We start from the raw sequence: 20164 nt of genomic DNA on the forward strand, positions 1-20164 counted from the left end.
TATATGAAATTTTCAACATTTTGAATTTTTTTAAGACAATTTTAAATAAAGAGGGTATAATGAAGATAAGAAAGGAGATTAGCAACTCACAATGGAAAATTATTCTCGGAAAAACAAAACGGCAAATGCAAAAGAAGAAAAAACGCCTACTCGTCATCATATCAAAAAAGGACTTTCTGCTTTTCAGAAGACCCTTGCTACGATTGGGAGTATTCTTGGGATTATCACTGCAACAATTACAATCTTGACTTTCATGAACAATAATAAATCTGATACCAAGACAAAAAGTAGCCAGACGACACAAACAACTATTATCAAAGAAATTCAGAAAGAAACAACAACAGACGGGGCTAAATCTAGCGACACAACAGCTGCAAGTCAAGGCGAGACAGAAACGAGTAGCGCTAGTTCTGACACCACGCAGTCTAGTAATACATCAAGCGATACTAGCTCTAGTCAGACAAGCAGCACAACGACTGACAACGACACAAATACAACTACTTCAAGCTCTAGCAATTAAAAAAGCGGAAGCGAGACAACCAATCAGACCAAGGTCTAGGAGTTGCTCAACTTCCGTTTTTTTATATTTAATTGCATACTCAATGAAAATCAACAAAGCTGAATGAGCTTCAATGCGTGAATGAACCTAGCCCCCGACTTCAACTAGCTTCCAAAATGTTTTCGATAGAGACCTCAGTTTCTTTATCCGCAGACTTTAACAGTCCGGTGGCTAACAAGGCTCGAAACAATTTTCACGGAGCATTATTTCCGATACATTTTCACTTGAAGATACAAGTCATTATAAATTCCTAGCCACTTAGCACCGAGTTGTTGATAAACTTCTAAGTGCTTCAGAGTTTCCTCATCTGGGTAAAAGGCTTTGTCCTCTTGGATTTCTTTTGGCAGCATCGCCTTAGCAGGCATGTTAGGCGTTGAGTAGCCAACATACAAAGCATTTTTATAGGCATTTTCAGGTCTTAACATAAAGTTAATAAATTGATAAGCAGCTTTTTTATTTTTGACGGTTTTTGGAATAACGATATTGTCAAACCAAAGATTGCTGGCTTCTGTTGGGACAACATAGCGAAGCTTGTCATTCTTTTCCAACATTTGCCGTGCTTCACCTGAAAAACTAACGCCAATCGCCGCATTGTTTTGAATCATATAGCCTTTCATTTCGTCTGCTACAATTGCTTTGATATTCGGTGTCAACGTATAAAGCTTATCAACTGCTTCTTGTAATTGCTTAGTATTTTTAGAATTGAGGCTATAACCTAAAGCATTTAACCCAACACCCATTACCTCGCGCGCTCCATCAATCATCATGATAGAGTTTTTATATTCAGGTCGCCACAAATCACTCCAATGCTTAGGAGCTGTTTTGACTAATTCTGTGTTGTAGACAATCCCAAGCGTTCCCCAAAAGTAAGGAATAGAGTATTGATTTTTAGGATCAAATGATTGATTTAAAAAACGTTTTCCGATATTTTCCAACCCTTTAATTTTTGAATGGTCCAATTTTTCAAGCAAGCGTTCCGACATCATTTTAGAAATCATGTATTCACTAGGAATAGCAATATCGTAAGTTGTCCCGCCTTGCTTAATCTTGGTGTACATGGATTCATTAGAATCAAAGGTTTCATATTGGACTTGGATACCGGTTTCTTTGGTGAACTTCGTCAGTAACTCTGGATCAATATAGTCTCCCCAATTGTAGATGACCAGTTTGTCACCAGAGCCACTTTTTGTCCGACTTTCAATGTGATAACTCACTCCCCAGAGGACAAGGATAATGGCAACAATGCCCATTAAAAATGAATAGAGCTTTTTCATACCACATCCTCCTTCTCACGAGAAATAAAGTAATAGCCAATTACCAAAAGAATACTGAACAGAAATACCAAAGCAGAGAGAGCATTGATTTCTAGCGAAATTCCTTGCCGAGCCCGCGAGTAAATTTCAACAGACAAGGTTGAGAAGCCATTTCCTGTCACAAAGAAAGTCACTGCAAAATCGTCCAAGGAATAGGTAAAAGCCATAAAATACCCTGCAATAATGGCTGGTGTCAAATAGGGCAACATGATTTCTTTTAGCATCTGAATTTGGCTTGCTCCTAAATCATAGGCTGCCTTAACCATGTCATCATTCATCTCTTTTAGCCGTGGTAATATCATCAAGACAACAATAGGGATTGAAAAGGCAATATGACTCGCCAGAACAGATAGAAAACCTAATTGAAATTTGATAGTTGTAAAAAGAATTAAGAAACTAGCCCCAATCATGACATCTGGCGCTACCATAAGGATATTATTAACCGATAAAAAGGCTTCTTGATATTTTTTTCTTGCCTGATAAATATAAATGGCACCAAATGTTCCGATTACTGTTGCAATCAAAGAAGATAGAAATGCTAAGAAAAAGGTCTGCGCTAAAATGAGCATCAAGCGAGTATCACTGAACATATTTTGAAAATGCATCAGACTAAAGCCTGTAAACTTGTTCATATCATCGCCAGCATTAAAGGCATAGCCAATCAAATAAAAAATCGGCAAATAAAGAATTAAGAAGATGACTGTTAAATAAATACTAGCAGTTTTTTTCATCGCTCTCCCCCTTCTTTCGTTGCCCACATGATAACGAGCATGGCTACAATCAAGACAACACCAATGGTTGAGCCCATTCCCCAATTTTGTGTAGTCAGAAAATGCTGCTCAATGGCTGTACCTAGCGTAATAACGCGATTGCCACCGATCAAACGCGTCAGCATAAAAAGACTGAGGCTGGGAATAAAGACAGACTGCACACCGCTTCTCACGCCATTCATAGATAAAGGAAAAACGACACGACGGAAGGTTTCCCAACGATTGGCACCAAGGTCATAGCTGGCATTGATCAGATTTTGATCCATATCCTCTAAAACATTAAAAATCGGCAATATCATAAAGGGCAGCTCAATATAGCTGGCTACAAAAATAAAAGAGAAATCTGTAAACAGGATTTGTTGAGCACCTATCCCAATAAAACTTAAAAATTGATTGACAGATCCATTTTGTCCGAAAATCCCAATAAAAGCATAAGCTTTGAGAAGCAGATTGACCCAGGTCGGCAAGATGATGAGCATCAACCAAAGCTGTCTGTGCTTTAGTTGCGTCAATAAAAATGCAGTTGGGTAACTGATTACTAAAGTGACAACTGTGATAATCCCCGCATATAAAACAGAGTTCAAACTCATTTTGAGATAAGTCAGATTTTGCGAAGCGAAGTAAGTCTTGTAGTTTTCAAGGGTGAAATGACCTTCGATATTGAAAAACGACTGCCAAACAATCATGGCAACAGGCGCCAATACAAATAATAAAATCCAAAGAATATAAGGAGCAACAAAAAGATTAGAGGTTGTTTTCTTCATCGCGCTCCTCCTCAATGGCATTGATTAAGCCAGCTTCTTGCTCTTCCATTTCCACATATTCTTCAATTCGAGCATCGAACTCTTCCTCTGTTTCATTAAGCCGCATGATATGAATGTCTTCTGGTTCAAAGTCCAGCCCAATCTCTTCTCCGACAATGGCCTTGCGAGTCGAATGAATCATCCACTCATTGCCCAATTCATCATAAGCGATAATCTCATAATGCACGCCACGGAAAAGCTGCGTATCAACCTTAACTTGCAGTTTTCCTTCTTCCGGAAGTGTAATCCGCAAATCTTCTGGACGAATGACGACTTCCACCTGCTCATTAGGACGCATTCCTCCGTCAACGGCTTCAAATCGTTTGCCATTAAATTCAACCAGATAGTCTTCAATCATCTTTCCTGGAAGAATATTGGATTCGCCGATAAAGGTCGCTACAAAGTGATTGATAGGTTCATCATATATATCAACAGGTGTCCCTGACTGCACAATCTCCCCGTCATTCATCACAAAAATCCAGTCGCTCATGGCCAGTGCTTCTTCTTGGTCATGGGTGACAAAGACAAAAGTAATCCCTAGGCGCTGCTGCAATTCACGTAATTCATACTGCATGTCTGTTCGCAACTTCAAATCCAGTGCAGATAAAGGCTCATCCAGCAAAACAACCCGCGGTTCATTGACAATAGCACGCGCAATAGCCACTCGTTGGCGTTGTCCACCGGACAATTTACGAATAGAGCGTTTCTCAAAACCATCCAAACGCACCATTTTCAGGACTTCTGCAACCCGTCGCTCTATTTCTTGTTTTTCAACTTTACGCAAACGCAACGGAAATGCCACATTTTCAAAAACAGTCATGTGCGGAAAAAGGGCATAGGACTGAAACACCGTATGCACATCACGTTTGTTGGTCGGAATATCGTTGATTCGGACGCCGTCAAGAAAAACATCACCGCTGGACGCATCCAACAAGCCAGCGATGATATTTAGAATGGTTGATTTTCCTGATCCAGAAGCACCTAAAAGAGTGTAAAACTTCCCTTCTTCTAATTCAAAATTGATGTCTTTTAAGACGACTGTATTATTATCCTCAAAAACTTTTGATACGTTTTAAATTCAATGATTGGTTTGTTCAATTGCCATAAATTCCTTCTTTTTCATAGATTGACAAATTAAAGTCTTGTCCTGACTGATTTTCTTGGAGAATGTTATCAAATTGTACTAAACTATACTTTTATTTCTCACCGATTATTCGGACTTCTCTTTCCAAAGTCACACCTGAATGAGCTTTGACAGTCTCAATCACATGTGCAATCAAATTTTCATAATCAGCTGCTGTTCCATTATCAACATTGACCATAAAACCTGCATGCTTTGTAGAAACTTCTACCCCACCAATGCGATGCCCTTTTAAATTCGCTTCACTAATCAATTGCCCTGCGAAATGCCCTACCGGACGTTTAAAAACAGAGCCACAAGAAGGATACTCTAAAGGCTGCTTCAATTGACGAAGGTGTGTCAAACGTTCCATTTCTTGACGAATCACACGGTGCATTCCTGGTGCTAAGGCAAACTTGGCAGAGATCACCACATCACCTGTCTGTTGAACATAGGAACGACGATAGCCAAATTTCATGTCTTGAGCACTAATATTTTTTATTTCTCCATCCCGTGTCAACACTTTACAAGAAAGTAAAATATGCGAAATTTCACCACCATAAGCACCAGCATTCATAAAGACAGCTCCGCCAATACTCCCTGGAATCCCGCAAGCAAATTCAAAACCTGTCAGGCTATGATGAAGTGCAATATGAGTCGTTTCAATGAGATTAGCACCTGCCTCTGCTTCAATGGTGTAGCCATCTACTGCCACTCCGTTTAATTTGTCAAACATAATCACAAAACCGCGAATACCACCGTCGCGAACGATGATATTGCTAGCATTTCCTAGTACCATCCAAGGAATCTGCTCCCGATTAGCAAATTTTACCACTCGTGCCAATTCATAACGATTTCGCGGAAAAACCAAATAATCTGCAGCTCCACCTACTTTGGTATAAGTGTATTGTTTCAAAGGTTCATCAAAACGGATATCAATTCCGTTTAATTCTGATTTTAACATTTCTAAAGTTGACATTTTCTCTCTCTCTTAAACAAAACTCAATCTATTATACCAAATTTAGCAAATATTTACGATAAATTGAAGAAAAATATTCTTTCAAAAAAGCCCCAAATAATGACAGAACACTTTCTTATAGCTTTCCAGACTATTTAAAAAGTGGATTGAAATCGCGATGCTTGTAAAATCACAATTTGAACTCCACTTTCCTTTTAAATTTTTGTTTTTTCTTTACTCAAACTCCATGTCTTTTCAATATAAGGAGGAAGCTTTATTAGGGTTTCTCGATTGCCTTCAAGTGCAATAAGATAAACTTTCTCGTCCTTTTTGAAAATCCAACTAATCAAGTATTGACCTGATTTCATTATAACATTGACTTGATAGGCTTCGTTACCTGCAACCGCTCCTTTTGAGCCCCAAACTCTATTTACATTTTTATTGTTTTGCCAATTATAATAAATACGATTGGCAATTGTCTGAGCTGTAAACTCTTCTCTTTCTTGAATCTTAGCTTTTTCTTTCGTGTAAGCATTCATAGTTACAATATTGTAGCCAGAACCATCCGTATATTGAATACTGTCGCCACCATCAACATCCCTAAATTTCAACCAATTTTTTGGAATGTCAATATAGCCATAATCATCTGAGCCTACACGTTGCATTTCTTCCGTCTTCACATCTTTTTTCGTAACATTTGATGAACTTGAGCTACTGCTTTCTTTTGCAGATACTTTACTTGACGAAGATGACTGTTGTGATGATTTTGGTTTATTCCCTCCGCTTGAACTACATGCCTCTAGTGTAAAGATAAGGAGTACTGCTAAAAATAAAATCAGCCAGCTCTTTTTCTTCTTCATAACCAATTCCTCCTATCTTTTTATTTTAGCATATTTATTTAGAGTTCACAATTATTTCACGACACAAGAAAAGAGAGCATTCCACTCTCTTTATAACTTTTGTACATATCACTCATCATCCATGCTGAGGACGCTGAGGAACGCTTCTTGTGGCACTTCAACAGATCCGATGGCTTTCATCCGCTTCTTACCAGCCTTTTGTTTTTCCAAGAGCTTACGTTTACGGGAAACATCTCCACCATAACATTTTGCCAAGACATTCTTGCGCAAAGCTTTGATATCTGTCCGTGCCACAATTTTCTGACCAATTGCTGCCTGAATTGGCACTTCAAATTGCTGACGCGGAATAATTTTCTTTAATTTTTCAACAATCAATTTTCCGCGTTCATAGGCAAATTCCTTGTGAACAATGAAGCTAAGAGCATCTACTTTGTCACCATTAAGGAGAATATCCATTTTAACGAGACTCGACTTTCGGTATTCTGAGATTTCATAGTCAAAGCTAGCATAACCACGAGTTGAGGATTTTAGTTTGTCAAAGAAATCAAAGACAATTTCTGCCAACGGGATTTGGTAGATGACATTGACTCGATTTTCATCGATATAGTCCATAGTCACAAAGTCACCGCGTTTACGCTGAGCCAATTCCATGACTGCTCCGACAAATTCCTGCGGCACCATAATCTGTGCTTTGACATAAGGCTCTTCAATGGAATCAATCTTGGTCGGTTCTGGAAATTCGCTCGGATTGGAAACATCAAGGGATTCGCCGTCTGTCATATTAACCTTGTAGATAACCGACGGTGCCGTCATAATCAAGTCAATATTAAACTCTCTCTCCAAACGTTCCTGAATCACATCCATGTGGAGCAAACCGAGGAAACCACAACGGAAGCCAAAACCTAAAGCTTGAGAAGTTTCGGGCTCAAATTGAAGACTAGCATCATTAAGCTGAAGTTTTTCCAAAGCTTCCCGCAAATCATTATATTTATTGGACTCAATCGGATAAAGTCCAGCAAAAACCATCGGGTTCATCTGCTTGTAGCCATGAAGTGGTTCATCTGCTGGATTGTCCGCTAAGGTCACCGTATCTCCAACCCGAGTATCCTGCACCGTCTTGATAGAGGCTGCGATATAGCCAACATCCCCTGTTGCAAGAAAATCTCGTCCAACAGCTTTTGGAGTAAAAATACCCACTTCAGTTACATCAAAAGTCTTGCCATTACTCATGAGCTGAATGGTATCACCTGGCTTCACAACTCCGTCCATCACGCGCACTTGCAAGATAACCCCACGATAAGCATCATAAACTGAGTCAAAAATAAGAGCCTTGAGTGGTGCAGTCACATCTCCTGTCGGCGCAGGAACTTTCTCCACGATTTGCTCTAGGATCTCTTCAATCCCGATACCAGCTTTAGCCGAAGCCAACACAGCTTCACTTGCGTCCAAACCAATGACATCTTCAATCTCAGTCCGAACTCGCTCTGGGTCAGCAGCAGGCAGATCAATTTTATTGATAACAGGTAGGATTTCTAGATCATTATCCAAAGCCAGATAGACATTGGCTAAAGTTTGTGCCTCAATACCTTGAGCAGCATCAACCACCAAAACAGCCCCTTCACAGGCTGCCAATGATCGCGATACTTCATAAGTAAAGTCCACATGCCCTGGTGTATCAATCAAATGAAAAATATAAGTTTCACCGTTCTTAGCTCTATAATTGAGTTCAATCGCATTGAGCTTAATAGTAATACCCCGCTCCCTTTCCAAATCCATACTATCTAAAAGTTGAGCTTGCATTTCTCGGCTGGATACAGTATCCGTTGCTTCCAAAATTCTATCTGCCAAAGTTGATTTACCGTGATCAATATGCGCGATAATGGAGAAATTTCGAATCTTCTCCTGCCGCTTTTTTAATTCATCTAAGTTCATTTTTCTCATCCTTTTCGGGTATTCTATTTATTATAACATAAGGCAGGTGACTTTTACCAGTCTTGAAAAAGCATTCCATATCTCGTTTCATTTGTGCTATAATAAAAGTAAATACATTTACAGAAATGAGGGGGCTATGATTAAATTAATCGCATTAGATATGGATGGTACGCTTTTAAATAGTCAAAAAGAAATTCCCCAAACACATATTCAGGCTATTCATCAAGCTATCGAAAACGGAGTGAAGCTCGTTCTTTGTACAGGTCGTCCCTTGGTCGGAGTGAAACCTTACTATGAACAATTAGGACTGAGCGGAGAAAACGAATATGTCATCATTAACAACGGTTGCTCTACTCATCAAACAAAGGATTGGAAGCTTGTTGATTGGAAAGAGCTAAGTGCGGAGGATATGCTTTATCTGGATAGAATCGCCAAGCAGACTCCTGCCCAACTAACTCTTTTTGACGAAGAACGCTATTTAGTAGTTGACGAAAAACCAAGCGACCTAGTCACCTATGACGCTAGCCTTGTCTTTACAACCCCAACAGAAATCAGTCTCGAAGAAGCTATCAGCGGCAAGAATATCATGTTCCAAGCTATGTTTCTAGCACAGCCTGATGAATTAGACACCTTTGAAAAGCAATTTGCAAGCCAGATTTGCCAGCATTTCAGCGGTGTTCGTTCCCAACCAGTCATTTACGAAGCTATGCCCAAAGGCACTACTAAAGCGACTGCTCTTAAGGAATTAGCTCAACGATTAGATATCAACCCCCAAGAAATTATGGCAATCGGTGATGCCAATAATGACATCGAAATGCTAGAGTTTGCAGGTCTCGGTGTGGCTATGGGGAATTCTAGTGACTATGTTAAAAAACTCGCTGATTACGTTACAGATAGCAATGATGAGAACGGTGTCGCTACAGCTATTGAAAAACTCATTTTAAATAACTAATAGGATGAATCATGAGCTTCTTTTCAAGTTCATGATTTTTATTGAGAATATTGTCATTCTTTCACTATTTGTAAATAGCCTTCCCTCTCAAAATATGATACACTAATTACATCTATGCAAAAAGGAGAACTTATGAACTACCCTACTCTTTTAGAACGTTTTTTGACTTATGTAAAAGTAAATACGCGTTCAGATGAACATTCTACGACAACACCAAGCACACAAAGCCAAGTAGATTTCGCCAATAACATCCTCATTCCTGAGATGAAACGCGTTGGTTTGGAAAATGTATATTATTTACCAAATGGCTACGCTATCGGTACTCTTCCTGCAAATGACCCAAGTTTCACACACAAGATTGGTCTCATTTCCCACATGGACACCGCAGACTTCAATGCAGAAAGTGTCAATCCGCAAATCATTGAAAATTATGACGGTGGCGTGATTCCACTGGGGCAATCTGGTTTTAATCTTGACCCTGTTGATTTTGCTAGTTTAAAAAAATACAAGGGACAAACCTTGATTACAACTGATGGAACAACCCTTCTCGGCTCTGATGATAAATCAGGTATTGCTGAAATCATGACAGCGATTGAGTATCTAACAGCTCATCCTGACATCAAGCACTGCGAAATTCGAGTTGGCTTTGGTCCAGATGAAGAAATAGGTGTCGGAGCTGACAAGTTTGATGCGATAGATTTCGATGTAGATTTTGCTTATACGGTTGACGGTGGGCCTCTCGGAGAACTTCAATTTGAAACTTTCTCTGCAGCTAGTGCAGAAATCACTTTCCAAGGACGCAATGTCCATCCAGGGACAGCAAAAGGACAAATGATCAATGCTCTGCAATTAGCTATTGACTTTCATAATCAATTACCAAATGGTGACCGCCCTGAGCTGACAGACGGCTACGAGGGCTTCTACCACCTTATAAATGTAGAAGGAACTGTCGAAGAAGCAAAAGCAAGTTATATCATTCGTGACTTCGACACAGCAACTTTTGAGCAACGCAAAGAACTGATGCGCTCTATTGCCGATAAGATGAATGCAACGCTTGGAGGTGAACGTGTTCAGTTAGAGCTTAAAGATCAATACTACAATATGCGTCAAGTCATTGAAAAAGACATGACACCTATCAATATTGCAAAGGCTGTTATGGAAAAATTGGGCATCAAACCGATTATCGAACCTATTCGTGGCGGAACAGACGGCTCAAAGATTTCCTTTATGGGCATTCCGACACCAAATATCTTTGCCGGCGGTGAAAATATGCATGGACGCTTTGAATATGTCAGTCTGCAAACGATGGAACGCGCCGTTGATACTATTATTGGTATCGTTTCTTACAAAGACTAACATTCCATAACTCTATCAAAAAACTGCAACTCTCATCAAAGCTGAGTTGCAGTTTTAATTTATCTTCTGCGAATGTATTGCACCATTCTAAAAGTTAAAAATACTAGTAAAATAATAGCTACGAGCCAGATTGTTTTCAACAAATAAAATTGTATCAAATAAGTGGAAACAATCGCTCCTGTCACAAAACTTCCTAATAAAGCAACGAAGAAAATGCCTTCTGCTAAGCAAGTTTTTTCTTTTGCCCGCACATAAGTACCAAAAGCGACCATTGTTTTTTTTGATATTGCCTGTCATAAAAGAATTATTGTAGACAATGCCGTTCACTTCACCAAAAGCTGTTGCCACCAACCCCATACAAAAACCAATCGGTGGAACAATGAAAAGATTGGACACGGTTGCTGGTAGAAATCCTGTAAACCCACAAACCAAAATCAGTGGAAGAATGCTGGATAAGCGCCATAAAGAATTTTCAAAGTTATTTTTGAAAATGGTTAACACAAAAATGCCCAGCATAAAAGCCAGCATCGTTGCCAACTTCACTTCTATTTCTCCTGTCTCATGGTGAATCAATTCAACCGACAAGAAAACAACGTTTCCTGTTTGCCCCGCAACCAATGTCCCGCCTCTTTCAATAAATGTATAAGCATCAATGAATCCCGCACAAAAAGTTAGCAAACAGGCAAAAAATTTCGAACGTGAATGAAATTCTCTTTTTCTTTTTATATTATTTATCATCACCTAAAAAGTCTAGCACTCCCTCACTAGACTTCCTTTCTATTGCTCTCTTGCTTCCTGCAAGATTTTTTCAATTTTTGTTGTAATTAAATCAATCGCTACTGTATTAGAAGCTCCTTCTGGAATAATCACATCCGCATAGCGCTTGGTAGGCTCGATAAATTGATGATACATAGGCTTTACCACACCTAAATATTGCTCAATGACACTATCTAAACTACGACCGCGTTCATCCATATCTCGCTTAATCCTGCGAATGATCCGAACATCATCATCTGTATCAACAAAAATCTTAATGTCCATTAAATCACGTAAGCGTTTGTCCTCTAAAACCAGAATTCCTTCTACAATAAAGACATCCTGTGGGTCTTGACGATAGGTTTTATCACTGCGTGTATGAGCTGTATAGTCATACGTCGGAATATCTACCGAACGTCCTGCCAATAATTCCTTGATTTGCGCAATCATCAAATCTGTATCAAAAGCAAAAGGATGGTCATAATTGGTCTTGATTCGCTCTTCAAACGTCAAATGTGACTGATCCTTATAATAAGAATCATGCTCAATCATAGAAATCTTTTCATTTGGAAAATTTGACAGAATGGCTCTTGAAACACTCGTCTTACCACCACCAGAACCACCTGTTACGCCAATAATAATCGGTCTATTTTGCATTATTCACTCCATTTTTTATCATCTTATCTATTTTACACCAAATCATGATATAATGAAAGAGGTAAATTAAAATAAATGACAAGACAAAAAATAAGGAGAAAACGATGTTAAAACTCGGAACGATTGGAACAGGAGACATTGTTCACCAATTTGTCAAGGCTGCTCATTCGACAAAGGACTATCAACTGACTGCGGTATATTCACGGACGATACATGCTGCTCAAACATTTGCCAGTCATTATGAAAATGTAGATTGCTACACAGATATGGCTGATTTTTTAACTAGTGATATAGACATTATTTATATTGCAAGCCCCAACTCTCTGCATTTCCCACAAGCAAAAGCTGCTATTTTAGCAAGCAAACATGTAATTGTAGAAAAACCTGCTGTCTCACGCCCAGAAGAATGGGCTGAATTGGTAACATTAGCTCAAGAACAGCATGTATACATTTTTGAAGCAGCTCGTAACTACCATGAGCAATCATTTGATGTCATTTCAGATTTTCTCAAAAACAAAACGATTCTTGGGGCACATTTCACCTATGCGAAGTATTCTTCCAAAATGCCAGCTCTGTTAGCTGGACAAAAGCCAAACGTCTTTTCGGCGAAATTTTCAGGCGGTGCTCTAATGGACTTAGGCATTTATCCTGTCTATGCAGCCATACGACTTTTTGGAGCACCAGAAAATGCCTATTATACCGCTCAGCAGTTACCAAATACTGTTGATCTAAATGGAGTAGGAAGTTTAATCTATCCAGAATTTCAAGTGACTATCCAAACCGGAAAAAATATCAATAGCTTTTTCCCTGCTGAAATTTACACAACAGACGGTACACTAACCTTGAATTCAATCGAATTCATCACTTCTGCTGTTTTCCAAAATCTAAACAAGGAGAAAACAACTCTTGAAATTGCGTGCTCTTCTCACACCATGGCTGAAGAAGCCAAACAATTCGCTAAAGCATTAAGTGGTGAAATAAAACAAGAAACCTACCAAAACTGGCTAGACGCTGCTGCTGCCGTGCATAAAACTCTGTTTAGCATGCGACAAGATGCTGGTATTAGATTTGAGGCTGATGATGATAACAACTAAATTTCCCAAAAGTTGGCAAGACCAACTCACTAAACTTGGCTTTGAGCATTTAACTCCCATTCAAGAACAACTCTTTTCTCCCATTACGGAAGGAGAGAATCTCCTTGGGATAAGCCCTACCGGAACTGGAAAAACACTTGCCTATCTTTTCCCAACTCTTCTAAAACTAAAACCTAAGAAATCCCAGCAATTACTTATCTTGGCTCCCAATACTGAGCTAGCTGGACAGATTTTTGACGTCACCAAAACATGGGCTGAACTACTTGGCTTAACAGCTCAGCTCTTTCTATCTGGCTCCAGCCAAAACGACAAATTGAACGGTTAAAAAAAGGCCCTGAAATTCTCATCGGGACGCCAGGACGCATTTTTGAATTGATTAAACTAAAAAAAATCAAAATGATGACTGTCGATACGATCATTCTGGATGAATTTGATCAACTGCTTAGCGATTCGCAATATCATTTTGTGCAGCAGATCCTTCACTATGTACCACGTGAACATCAATTGATTTACATGAGTGCGACTGCTAAGTTTGACCAAGACAAGCTTGCTGAAAATACTCTCCAAATCAAACTGGAAGATCAACATCTTGACAATATTCGACATTTTTATATGCAAGTTAAACAGCGCGACAAAGTTGAATATTTGCGAAAGCTCGCTCATGTCTCAGAATTTCGCGCCCTTGTCTTTTTCAATGCCCTCTCAGACTTAGGAAATGCTGAGGAAAAACTACAATATCGTCACATTCAAGCTGTGTCTCTGGCAAGTGATGTCAATGTCAAATTCCGCAAAGTCATCTTGGAGCAATTTAAAAACGACGAACTCACACTCTTACTTGCTACTGACTTGGTAGCTAGAGGAATTGACATTGATTCTCTCGAATGTGTCATCAACTATGACCTGCCTCGCGATTTTGAAACCTATACCCACCGCGCCGGACGGACTGGTCGTATGGGCAAAGAGGGCTATGTCATTACATTCATCAGCCACCCAGAAGAATTAAAAACACTAAAAAAATATGCCCACGTTCAAGAAATTATCTTAAAAAATCGTGAACTCTATGTGAAATAAAAAGAGTATAGAAAAAGGATAGGAAGCAATCATTTCTATCCTTTTTTCTATCTAATTTGCACCGTAATACAGCCGATGTCCTTCCAATTGATGATTCAGAAGTTCACTAACTGTAACCAAAGTGTACCCATTCTTTTGCAAATATTCAATTACACTCGGCAAAGCATTAATGGTGGTTTGATGAATATCATGCATTAAAATGATTGATCCTGGATAAGTCTGCTTTTTCACTTGCTCCATGATAGACCCAGTATTGCGATTTTTCCAATCCAAGCTATCCACATTCCACATAATGAAAGACATATCAACAGCATTTCGGAGTGTATTGTTGATAGCTCCATAGGGCGGACGCATCATTTTTGGACTCTCTCCGATAACAGCCCGAAGTGCTGCTTGTGTATCCTCAATCTGTTTTTTTGCTTGCTCAAGAGCAAGAGTTGGTAATTGTGGATGACTCCAACTATGATTGCCAATCTCATGCCCCTCATCATGAACACGTTTGACAAGTTGCTCATTTCCAGCTATATTTTTCCCCAACATGAAAAAAGTTCCTTTGACATGGTATTTGGCTAAAATATCCAAAGCCTGCGGTGTCGTTGCTGCATTGGGACCATCGTCAAACGTCAAAGCTACTAATTTTTGCTGTTTTTTAGCTTGATAAGACTGATATGCGGCCAAATCCTCTCCCTTTAAATAATGCTCATCAATTACCTCATATAAGGCTGGTAAGGCGATTTCCACCTTTGAAACTCGCTCATTGTTTTTATAAAATAGATTGAGTTTTCCTTTTTCATAACTGAATGTCCATTGGGAGATATCTCTTGTTTGAAATGCTTGTAGAATCTTCTGTCCTTCTGTTTTATGAAGAGCGGTGATTTTCTGCTGCATTTCTTCTAGCAATAACTTTTTGGCTTGCTCAACATTTTTAAAAAGTCGATTTAAGCTAAACAATTTATTGTCAGACGACATGTAAAGCGAGTCCAAAACCTCTTCTCTAGCCTTTCCAACTTTCGTAGTTAACACTGGATAAGAGATTCGCTTGATGTCAACTTGCTTTACTCCAGAAAAATTTGTCTCTGTAAAATGACTCACATAAAAAATAAGGTTATCGTATTGCGATACTTGACTTTGTTTATCTGAAAATTTCTGAATATCGGCATTGATTTTCTCTTTAATAACACCAATATCTTGCTTGCTCTCTGTTAATGGATAGTAAGACGTAATGAGCTGACTTCCTACACGTCCTGTCTGCTTTCGTACTGAACCATAATGATATTTTGTATCTGTCCTTTTCAGAACTTGTGAAATTTGTCGATTTAATTTTCTTTCTTGTAGCAATTTTCTAATCCGAAAACTCCCAAAAATAATAATCATTAAAAAAGCGACATTTAGGACAATGAGAAGTATTTTTTTCACTACACTACCTTTCTACCTCGTCTCTTTCGTTTAAAAAAGACTTTACCTACTAAAAAAGGCTAAAATAATTTCAAGCCTTTCATTTTCAATTATTTACAAACTTATAAAGTTTTTTCTTGAATCACTTCAACTTTATAACCATCCGGATCCTTAATAAAGTAATAATTCGGCTTTGTTCCAGGAAGTCCATTTGGCTGTGTAACCTCATATCCTTTAGCAGTGTGTTCAGCGTGAAGCTGTAGCAAATCAGCCGTACTCAAAGCCACATGAGCAAAACCATCGCCAATCACATAAGGTCCGTGTCCATAATTATAAGTTAATTCCAACTCATAATCATCACCTTCAAGTCCCAAATAAACAATTGTAAATTGATGTTCTGGGAAGTCCTTGCGCCGTAATTCTTTAAATTCAAATGCATCTGCATAAAATGCAATAGATTTTTCTAGATCTTCCACTCGCAAGCACGTATGCAACATTTTAGAAGCCATAGCATCCTCCTTTGCTTTTTTCCATTATATCCTAAATCACGAATTTTCTCCAGTTTTAGCTAAAAAAATAAGGAGTGAGATAGCATTTAGTTCCATCCCACTCCTGTAAAGTTGCTGAGTTTGAAAAACGAACAGTCTTGAGACTTGTTTCGCAAATTCTATCTTGCAACTTCAAAGCTATACTTTGAACAATCAACCACTGCATCGTTATTTTATGACACTGTATGATTTAAGGCTGAAAACATTCTCCCAGCCTATTTTCATTATTTACCTAATTTTGCTTTAGCTGCATCTGCAAGAGCTGTGAAAGCTGCTGCATCGTTGACAGCCAAGTCAGCCAGCATTTTACGGTTTACTTCAATTTCAGCCAATTTCAAACCGTGCATCAATTGTGAGTATGACAAACCATTCATACGAGCTGCCGCATTGATACGTGTAATCCACAATTTGCGGAAATCACGTTTCTTTTGACGACGGTCACGGTATGCATAGTAGTAAGAATTCATTACTTGTTCTTTTGCAGTACGGAACAAGATATGTTTTGCACCATAGTAACCTTTAGCTAATTTTAAAATACGTTTACGACGTTTGCGTGATACAACGCCACCTTTAACACGTGCCATTTATATTTCCTCCAATATTTCCTAGAATAATCTGCTACAAAATCTCTTATTTAAGACCTGTCAGCATTGCTTTGATACGTTTGAAATCTCCTGAATGCACCATTGCTGCTTTACGAAGATGACGACGTTGTTTTTTAGTTTTTCCGTGGAAACGGTGAGAAGTGTAAGCACGGAAACGTTTCAAGCCACCAGAACCTGTACGTTTGAAACGTTTAGCTGATGCGCGGTGTGTTTTTTGTTTTGGCATGATATTTTTCTCCTTTTTCTAACTTCTGACAGATTATTTTTTGTCAGGGATTGGTGCTAACTGCATGAACATTTGACGTCCATCCATTTTAGCTCTTTGTTCAATAATCGCAATGTCTTGCGTTGCTTGAGCAAAGTCGGCTAATACTTTAGCTCCGATTTCTTTGTGAGTAATCATCCGCCCTTTAAAGCGAATAGAAACCTTCACTTTATTTCCTTTTTCAAGGAACTTGCGTGCGTTGCGAAGTTTTGTATCAAAGTCACCTTTGTCAATCGTTGGACTGAGACGAACTTCTTTCACGGTAACAACACTTTGCTTTTTGCGTTGTTCTTTTTGTTTTTTCTGATACTCAAATTTGAACTTTCCATAGTCCATAATTTTCGCAACAGGGGGTTTAGCTTGTGGTTGAATCAGAACAAGGTCCACATTTGCATCGTCAGCAATTGCTTGTGCTTCGCTAAGTGGTTTAATGCCTAATTGCTCACCATCAAGACCGATCAAACGAACTTCACGCACACGAATTTCATCATTGATGAATAAGTCTTGTTTTGCTATGGTTTTCACCTCTTTTTTATTTTTAGAGAAAAACAAGAGCGGACTTGCTAACGCAAGCCCGCACTACATGATAGTATTTCATCTCTGAAACTTAATCCGTAGAGCCAGACAACGTTAGTCGCAAGGCGAGAAGCTCTCACTTCTGCTTTTCTCAACTTTTATATAATATCAAGTTTCAGATTATTTGTCAAGAATTTTTTTAGCTTTTTCTTCGATAAAAGCAACAACTTCAGCAATTCCGATACCCGTCGTATCAAAATGAATAGCATCATCTGCTGGTTTTAAAGGAGAAACTGAACGGTGACTGTCCTTATAATCACGATCTGAAATTTCTTTTTTGAGGGTTTTCAAATCAGTTGGAATACCTTTTTCAAGATTTTCTTTATAGCGGCGTTGAGCTCTTTCCTCAACTGAGGCTACAAGAAAAATTTTTAACTCTGCATGAGGCAAAACAACTGTTCCAATGTCACGCCCATCCATAACAATACCGCCTTGAGTGGCAATTTCTCGTTGTAAATCAACCAACTTTTCTCGTACTTCTGGAATTGCAGACACCCAAGAGACATTGTTGGTCACTTCGTTTTCACGAATCGGATGCGTCACATCTACATCTCCGACAAAAACAAGCTGCTCCCCATTTTTATCACGCCCAAAACTAACTGGATAAGTGTCTAATAATGCGACAATTTCAGACCACTTTTCTGCAGATAAATCATTTTGTAAAGCTAAGTACGTCGCCGCACGATACATAGCGCCTGTATCCAAGTAAGTGTAGTCGAAATCTTTCGCAATAATCTTAGCAACCGTTGACTTTCCGCTTGAAGCCGGACCATCAATGGCAATTTGAATTTGTTTCATTCTACACTCCTATCGAATTTTCACCACATCACCTGGATTGGCATACCAAGCGCCTGTTGTCATATGAGAAGGATTCAAACGCTCCAATTCAGCAATCGAAATCCCTGCACGCGCAGCAATGGCCGCCTCACCTTCTCCAGCTTGAACAGTAAGCGTTCCTTCAGATGATTGCGTTTGACTGCTATCACTTGTTGCCTTAGAAGACTCTGGAACGCTAGAACTTTCACTTGGTTTGCTGGTAGCCTTAGTATTATAAAAGCCCTGTGTTGCTGCTTTTTTGCTGCTTCCGCCAGTTGATAAATAAATCATCATACCTACAATTGTAATCACCATGATGAAAAAAATAACCGCTAAAATTGTCAACACACGATTGGCCGCTACATCGCTCGTTTTTTTACTTCTCGTCAATTCTTTTTCTCCCTTGTCGTAAATATCTTCTTCCCATGGTTCCTTTGCCATGACTTCCTCCTTGTATTTTTTCAAAATTCCGATTACAATATGAGTATGAAAGTGACACTCATTCCTGAACGATGCATTGCCTGCGGGCTTTGCCAAACCTATTCTGAACTATTTGATTATCATGACAATGGCATTGTTAAATTTCATCAAGACGATGAACTTCTGGAAAAAGAAATTCCTGAAACACCTGATGTTATTGAAGCTATCAAAAACTGTCCTACAAAAGCTCTTAAGAAAGAGTAGTTTTTTTAGGATGAGCATAATAGGTTTCAAAATAGTCTACGTGGGTGAAGTTGTCCATTAGTTCAACTTCACCTTTAAAATGATCATTCAAAGCCAAAGCATTTACAAAATACTTCTTAGGCCACTTACGCATACAAAACGTACGGCCTTTTTCTTTGCCATCAAATAAAAGAGTAATAGAAGTTTTTGTCACTTCTACTTTACGAATTGTTGAAATTTCAATCTTCGAAGGTGTAAATGGATTTGCCGTAGTAATTCTTAAAATCCCGTTGTCGTATATCGTAAAATATCTATGTACACCAATCCCCAATAATACCATGAACAAAAAGAAAGAGAAAAGAACTAAAAACGGAACTTCTGAACTCTCAAATAAAAATGCAAAACCTATAAAAATCGGAATGACCGATAAAGACCAATAAATGATTAGAAGAGAAAGATCTGGTTGCCAATGATAGCGCAACTGACCAAATATCTTTATCATGTCTACACCCCCTCTTATATAGTTTATCATAAAAAAAAGAAAAATGGGAGTGAGATTGGACAACAAAAGAAAAAATTAAGGAAGTGAAAGAATACTAGCTCTAATCCCTTATTAAATTAGTCGAAAATGGCAGATGTGATAGAGATAATCGCCTCAACGAAAATGCAAATAGGTCAAATTCCACTTTCTCAAGATTCAGCCGATAGAGTTAAATCTTATATTTTCATTTTTAATAGATTTCCAATATTTTGAGCTGTTCGGATGAGATTTTCTTCTGCCTTGGCTAGAATAATAGCTAGAGGTTCGACTTGAGAAATGATTGGGAAAGCAGCTTGAATGTTTTCTACTGGAAAAGCAGGTAAGTCATCACTTAGGCTCCCACAAATAGCGATAACGGGGACATTCCTTGGTGTTCTCCTTGCTACTCCAATAGGGGCTTTACCTGACAGACTTTGCTGATCCATTCGACCTTCACCCACAATCACTAAATCAGCCTTTTTGACACGATTATCAAAATCGAGCAAGTTGAGACAAGTATCAATTCCTGATACAATTTTTCCATGTGCAAATGTCACCAGCCCTGCGGCCATACC

21 protein-coding genes, 3 pseudogenes and 1 other annotated feature are annotated in these 20164 nt (G+C 38.7%); of the genes and pseudogenes, 6 read left to right on the forward strand and 18 right to left on the reverse strand.

Annotation, left to right across the window (positions count from 1 at the left end; translation table 11 throughout):
* Nucleotides 1-91: 91 nt before the first annotated feature.
* On the forward strand, nucleotides 92-520 hold the full coding sequence (locus HMPREF2887_RS00420) for a DUF6556 family protein (protein WP_003032874.1): 429 nt from the start codon (nucleotides 92-94) through the stop codon (nucleotides 518-520).
* 242 nt (nucleotides 521-762) lie between these two features.
* Here HMPREF2887_RS00420 and HMPREF2887_RS00425 read toward each other — a convergent pair whose 3' ends face one another.
* The 7 genes and pseudogenes from HMPREF2887_RS00425 to lepA all read right to left on the reverse strand — a co-directional run bounded on the left by HMPREF2887_RS00425 (nucleotide 763) and on the right by lepA (nucleotide 8315).
* A complete protein-coding gene (locus HMPREF2887_RS00425) occupies nucleotides 763-1833 on the reverse strand; it encodes an ABC transporter substrate-binding protein (protein ID WP_021001571.1) in 1071 nt (356 codons plus the stop codon).
* On the reverse strand, nucleotides 1830-2603 hold the full coding sequence (locus tag HMPREF2887_RS00430) for an ABC transporter permease (RefSeq protein WP_021001570.1): 774 nt from the start codon (nucleotides 2601-2603) through the stop codon (nucleotides 1830-1832). The genes HMPREF2887_RS00425 and HMPREF2887_RS00430 overlap by 4 nt, the downstream gene beginning before the upstream one ends.
* Nucleotides 2600-3406, reverse strand: a complete 807-nt coding sequence (locus tag HMPREF2887_RS00435; RefSeq protein ID WP_021001569.1) for an ABC transporter permease — start codon at nucleotides 3404-3406, stop codon at nucleotides 2600-2602. The genes HMPREF2887_RS00430 and HMPREF2887_RS00435 overlap by 4 nt, the downstream gene beginning before the upstream one ends.
* Nucleotides 3387-4543: pseudogene (locus HMPREF2887_RS00440) on the reverse strand (ABC transporter ATP-binding protein). The gene HMPREF2887_RS00435 and the pseudogene HMPREF2887_RS00440 overlap by 20 nt, the downstream one beginning before the upstream one ends.
* 98 nt (nucleotides 4544-4641) lie before the next feature.
* Complete coding sequence (gene murB, locus HMPREF2887_RS00445; protein ID WP_003025014.1) at nucleotides 4642-5544, reverse strand: UDP-N-acetylmuramate dehydrogenase; 903 nt, start codon at nucleotides 5542-5544, stop codon at nucleotides 4642-4644.
* A 194-nt stretch (nucleotides 5545-5738) separates the two neighbouring features.
* Nucleotides 5739-6383 carry a hypothetical protein gene (locus tag HMPREF2887_RS00450; protein WP_057489623.1) on the reverse strand — a complete coding sequence of 215 codons (645 nt, stop codon included), beginning with the start codon at nucleotides 6381-6383 and terminating at the stop codon, nucleotides 5739-5741.
* A gap of 108 nt (nucleotides 6384-6491) precedes the next feature.
* A complete protein-coding gene (gene lepA / locus HMPREF2887_RS00455; RefSeq protein ID WP_021001565.1) occupies nucleotides 6492-8315 on the reverse strand; it encodes a translation elongation factor 4 in 1824 nt (607 codons plus the stop codon).
* 136 nt (nucleotides 8316-8451) lie between these two features.
* On the opposite strand from lepA, the gene HMPREF2887_RS00460 reads away from it, so the two are divergent.
* Together HMPREF2887_RS00460 and pepT are read left to right on the forward strand one after the other, a co-directional pair.
* Nucleotides 8452-9267 carry a Cof-type HAD-IIB family hydrolase gene (locus HMPREF2887_RS00460; RefSeq protein ID WP_003032864.1) on the forward strand — a complete coding sequence of 272 codons (816 nt, stop codon included), beginning with the start codon at nucleotides 8452-8454 and terminating at the stop codon, nucleotides 9265-9267.
* A 132-nt stretch (nucleotides 9268-9399) separates the two neighbouring features.
* Entirely contained in the window at nucleotides 9400-10623 is a 1224-nt protein-coding gene (gene pepT, locus HMPREF2887_RS00465) for a peptidase T (protein WP_057489622.1), read from the forward strand.
* Between the two features lie 59 nt (nucleotides 10624-10682).
* On the opposite strand, the pseudogene HMPREF2887_RS00470 reads toward pepT, so the two are convergent.
* Nucleotides 10683-11361, reverse strand: a pseudogene (locus HMPREF2887_RS00470) (YoaK family protein).
* A gap of 39 nt (nucleotides 11362-11400) precedes the next feature.
* A complete protein-coding gene (udk, locus tag HMPREF2887_RS00475) occupies nucleotides 11401-12036 on the reverse strand; it encodes a uridine kinase (RefSeq protein WP_021001562.1) in 636 nt (211 codons plus the stop codon).
* Between the two features lie 104 nt (nucleotides 12037-12140).
* On the opposite strand from udk, the gene HMPREF2887_RS00480 reads away from it, so the two are divergent.
* The gene (locus HMPREF2887_RS00480) at nucleotides 12141-13130 is read left to right on the forward strand and encodes a Gfo/Idh/MocA family protein (protein ID WP_021001561.1); all 990 of its coding nucleotides are present in this window, start codon (nucleotides 12141-12143) and stop codon (nucleotides 13128-13130) included.
* Nucleotides 13114-14201, forward strand: a pseudogene (locus tag HMPREF2887_RS00485) (DEAD/DEAH box helicase). The gene HMPREF2887_RS00480 and the pseudogene HMPREF2887_RS00485 overlap by 17 nt, the downstream one beginning before the upstream one ends.
* A 51-nt stretch (nucleotides 14202-14252) precedes the next feature.
* Here HMPREF2887_RS00485 and HMPREF2887_RS00490 read toward each other — a convergent pair.
* The 7 genes from HMPREF2887_RS00490 to HMPREF2887_RS00520 all read right to left on the reverse strand — a co-directional run bounded on the left by HMPREF2887_RS00490 (nucleotide 14253) and on the right by HMPREF2887_RS00520 (nucleotide 18847).
* Nucleotides 14253-15617 (reverse strand): polysaccharide deacetylase family protein, encoded by a 1365-nt coding sequence (locus HMPREF2887_RS00490; RefSeq protein ID WP_021001559.1) that lies wholly within the window; start codon nucleotides 15615-15617, stop codon nucleotides 14253-14255.
* 101 nt (nucleotides 15618-15718) lie between these two features.
* Nucleotides 15719-16105 (reverse strand): lactoylglutathione lyase, encoded by a 387-nt coding sequence (locus tag HMPREF2887_RS00495; RefSeq protein WP_021001558.1) that lies wholly within the window; start codon nucleotides 16103-16105, stop codon nucleotides 15719-15721.
* A gap of 263 nt (nucleotides 16106-16368) precedes the next feature.
* Nucleotides 16369-16728: a 50S ribosomal protein L20 gene (gene rplT / locus HMPREF2887_RS00500; protein WP_000124834.1), complete on the reverse strand. Its 360-nt coding sequence runs from the start codon at nucleotides 16726-16728 to the stop codon at nucleotides 16369-16371.
* Between the two features lie 46 nt (nucleotides 16729-16774).
* Nucleotides 16775-16975, reverse strand: coding sequence for a 50S ribosomal protein L35 (rpmI, locus tag HMPREF2887_RS00505; protein WP_003025048.1), 201 nt, complete (start codon nucleotides 16973-16975; stop codon nucleotides 16775-16777).
* A 33-nt stretch (nucleotides 16976-17008) separates the two neighbouring features.
* Nucleotides 17009-17539, reverse strand: coding sequence for a translation initiation factor IF-3 (gene infC / locus HMPREF2887_RS00510; protein WP_003025051.1), 531 nt, complete (start codon nucleotides 17537-17539; stop codon nucleotides 17009-17011).
* Between the two features lie 15 nt (nucleotides 17540-17554).
* Nucleotides 17555-17684, reverse strand: a sequence feature (ribosomal protein L20 leader region).
* A 26-nt stretch (nucleotides 17685-17710) separates the two neighbouring features.
* Nucleotides 17711-18388 carry a (d)CMP kinase gene (gene cmk, locus HMPREF2887_RS00515; RefSeq protein ID WP_021001557.1) on the reverse strand — a complete coding sequence of 226 codons (678 nt, stop codon included), beginning with the start codon at nucleotides 18386-18388 and terminating at the stop codon, nucleotides 17711-17713.
* Nucleotides 18389-18397: 9 nt separating this feature from the next.
* A complete protein-coding gene (locus tag HMPREF2887_RS00520) occupies nucleotides 18398-18847 on the reverse strand; it encodes an SAG1386/EF1546 family surface-associated protein (protein ID WP_021001556.1) in 450 nt (149 codons plus the stop codon).
* 45 nt (nucleotides 18848-18892) lie between these two features.
* Between HMPREF2887_RS00520 and HMPREF2887_RS00525 the strand changes: the two genes are divergently transcribed.
* Complete coding sequence (locus tag HMPREF2887_RS00525; RefSeq protein ID WP_106079221.1) at nucleotides 18893-19090, forward strand: ferredoxin; 198 nt, start codon at nucleotides 18893-18895, stop codon at nucleotides 19088-19090.
* On the opposite strand, the gene HMPREF2887_RS00530 is transcribed toward HMPREF2887_RS00525, so the two are convergent.
* Together HMPREF2887_RS00530 and HMPREF2887_RS10340 are read right to left on the reverse strand one after the other, a co-directional pair.
* Nucleotides 19077-19571 (reverse strand): EbsA family protein, encoded by a 495-nt coding sequence (locus HMPREF2887_RS00530; RefSeq protein WP_057489621.1) that lies wholly within the window; start codon nucleotides 19569-19571, stop codon nucleotides 19077-19079. The two genes, HMPREF2887_RS00525 and HMPREF2887_RS00530, sit on opposite strands and share 14 nt — an antisense overlap.
* 215 nt (nucleotides 19572-19786) lie before the next feature.
* Nucleotides 19787-20164 (reverse strand): glycerate kinase (locus tag HMPREF2887_RS10340; protein ID WP_148131471.1); only part of this gene is annotated, 378 nt, incomplete at its 5' end.

Source organism: Streptococcus sp. HMSC071H03 (genome assembly GCF_001813035.1).
Lineage (GTDB): Bacteria > Bacillota > Bacilli > Lactobacillales > Streptococcaceae > Streptococcus > Streptococcus anginosus.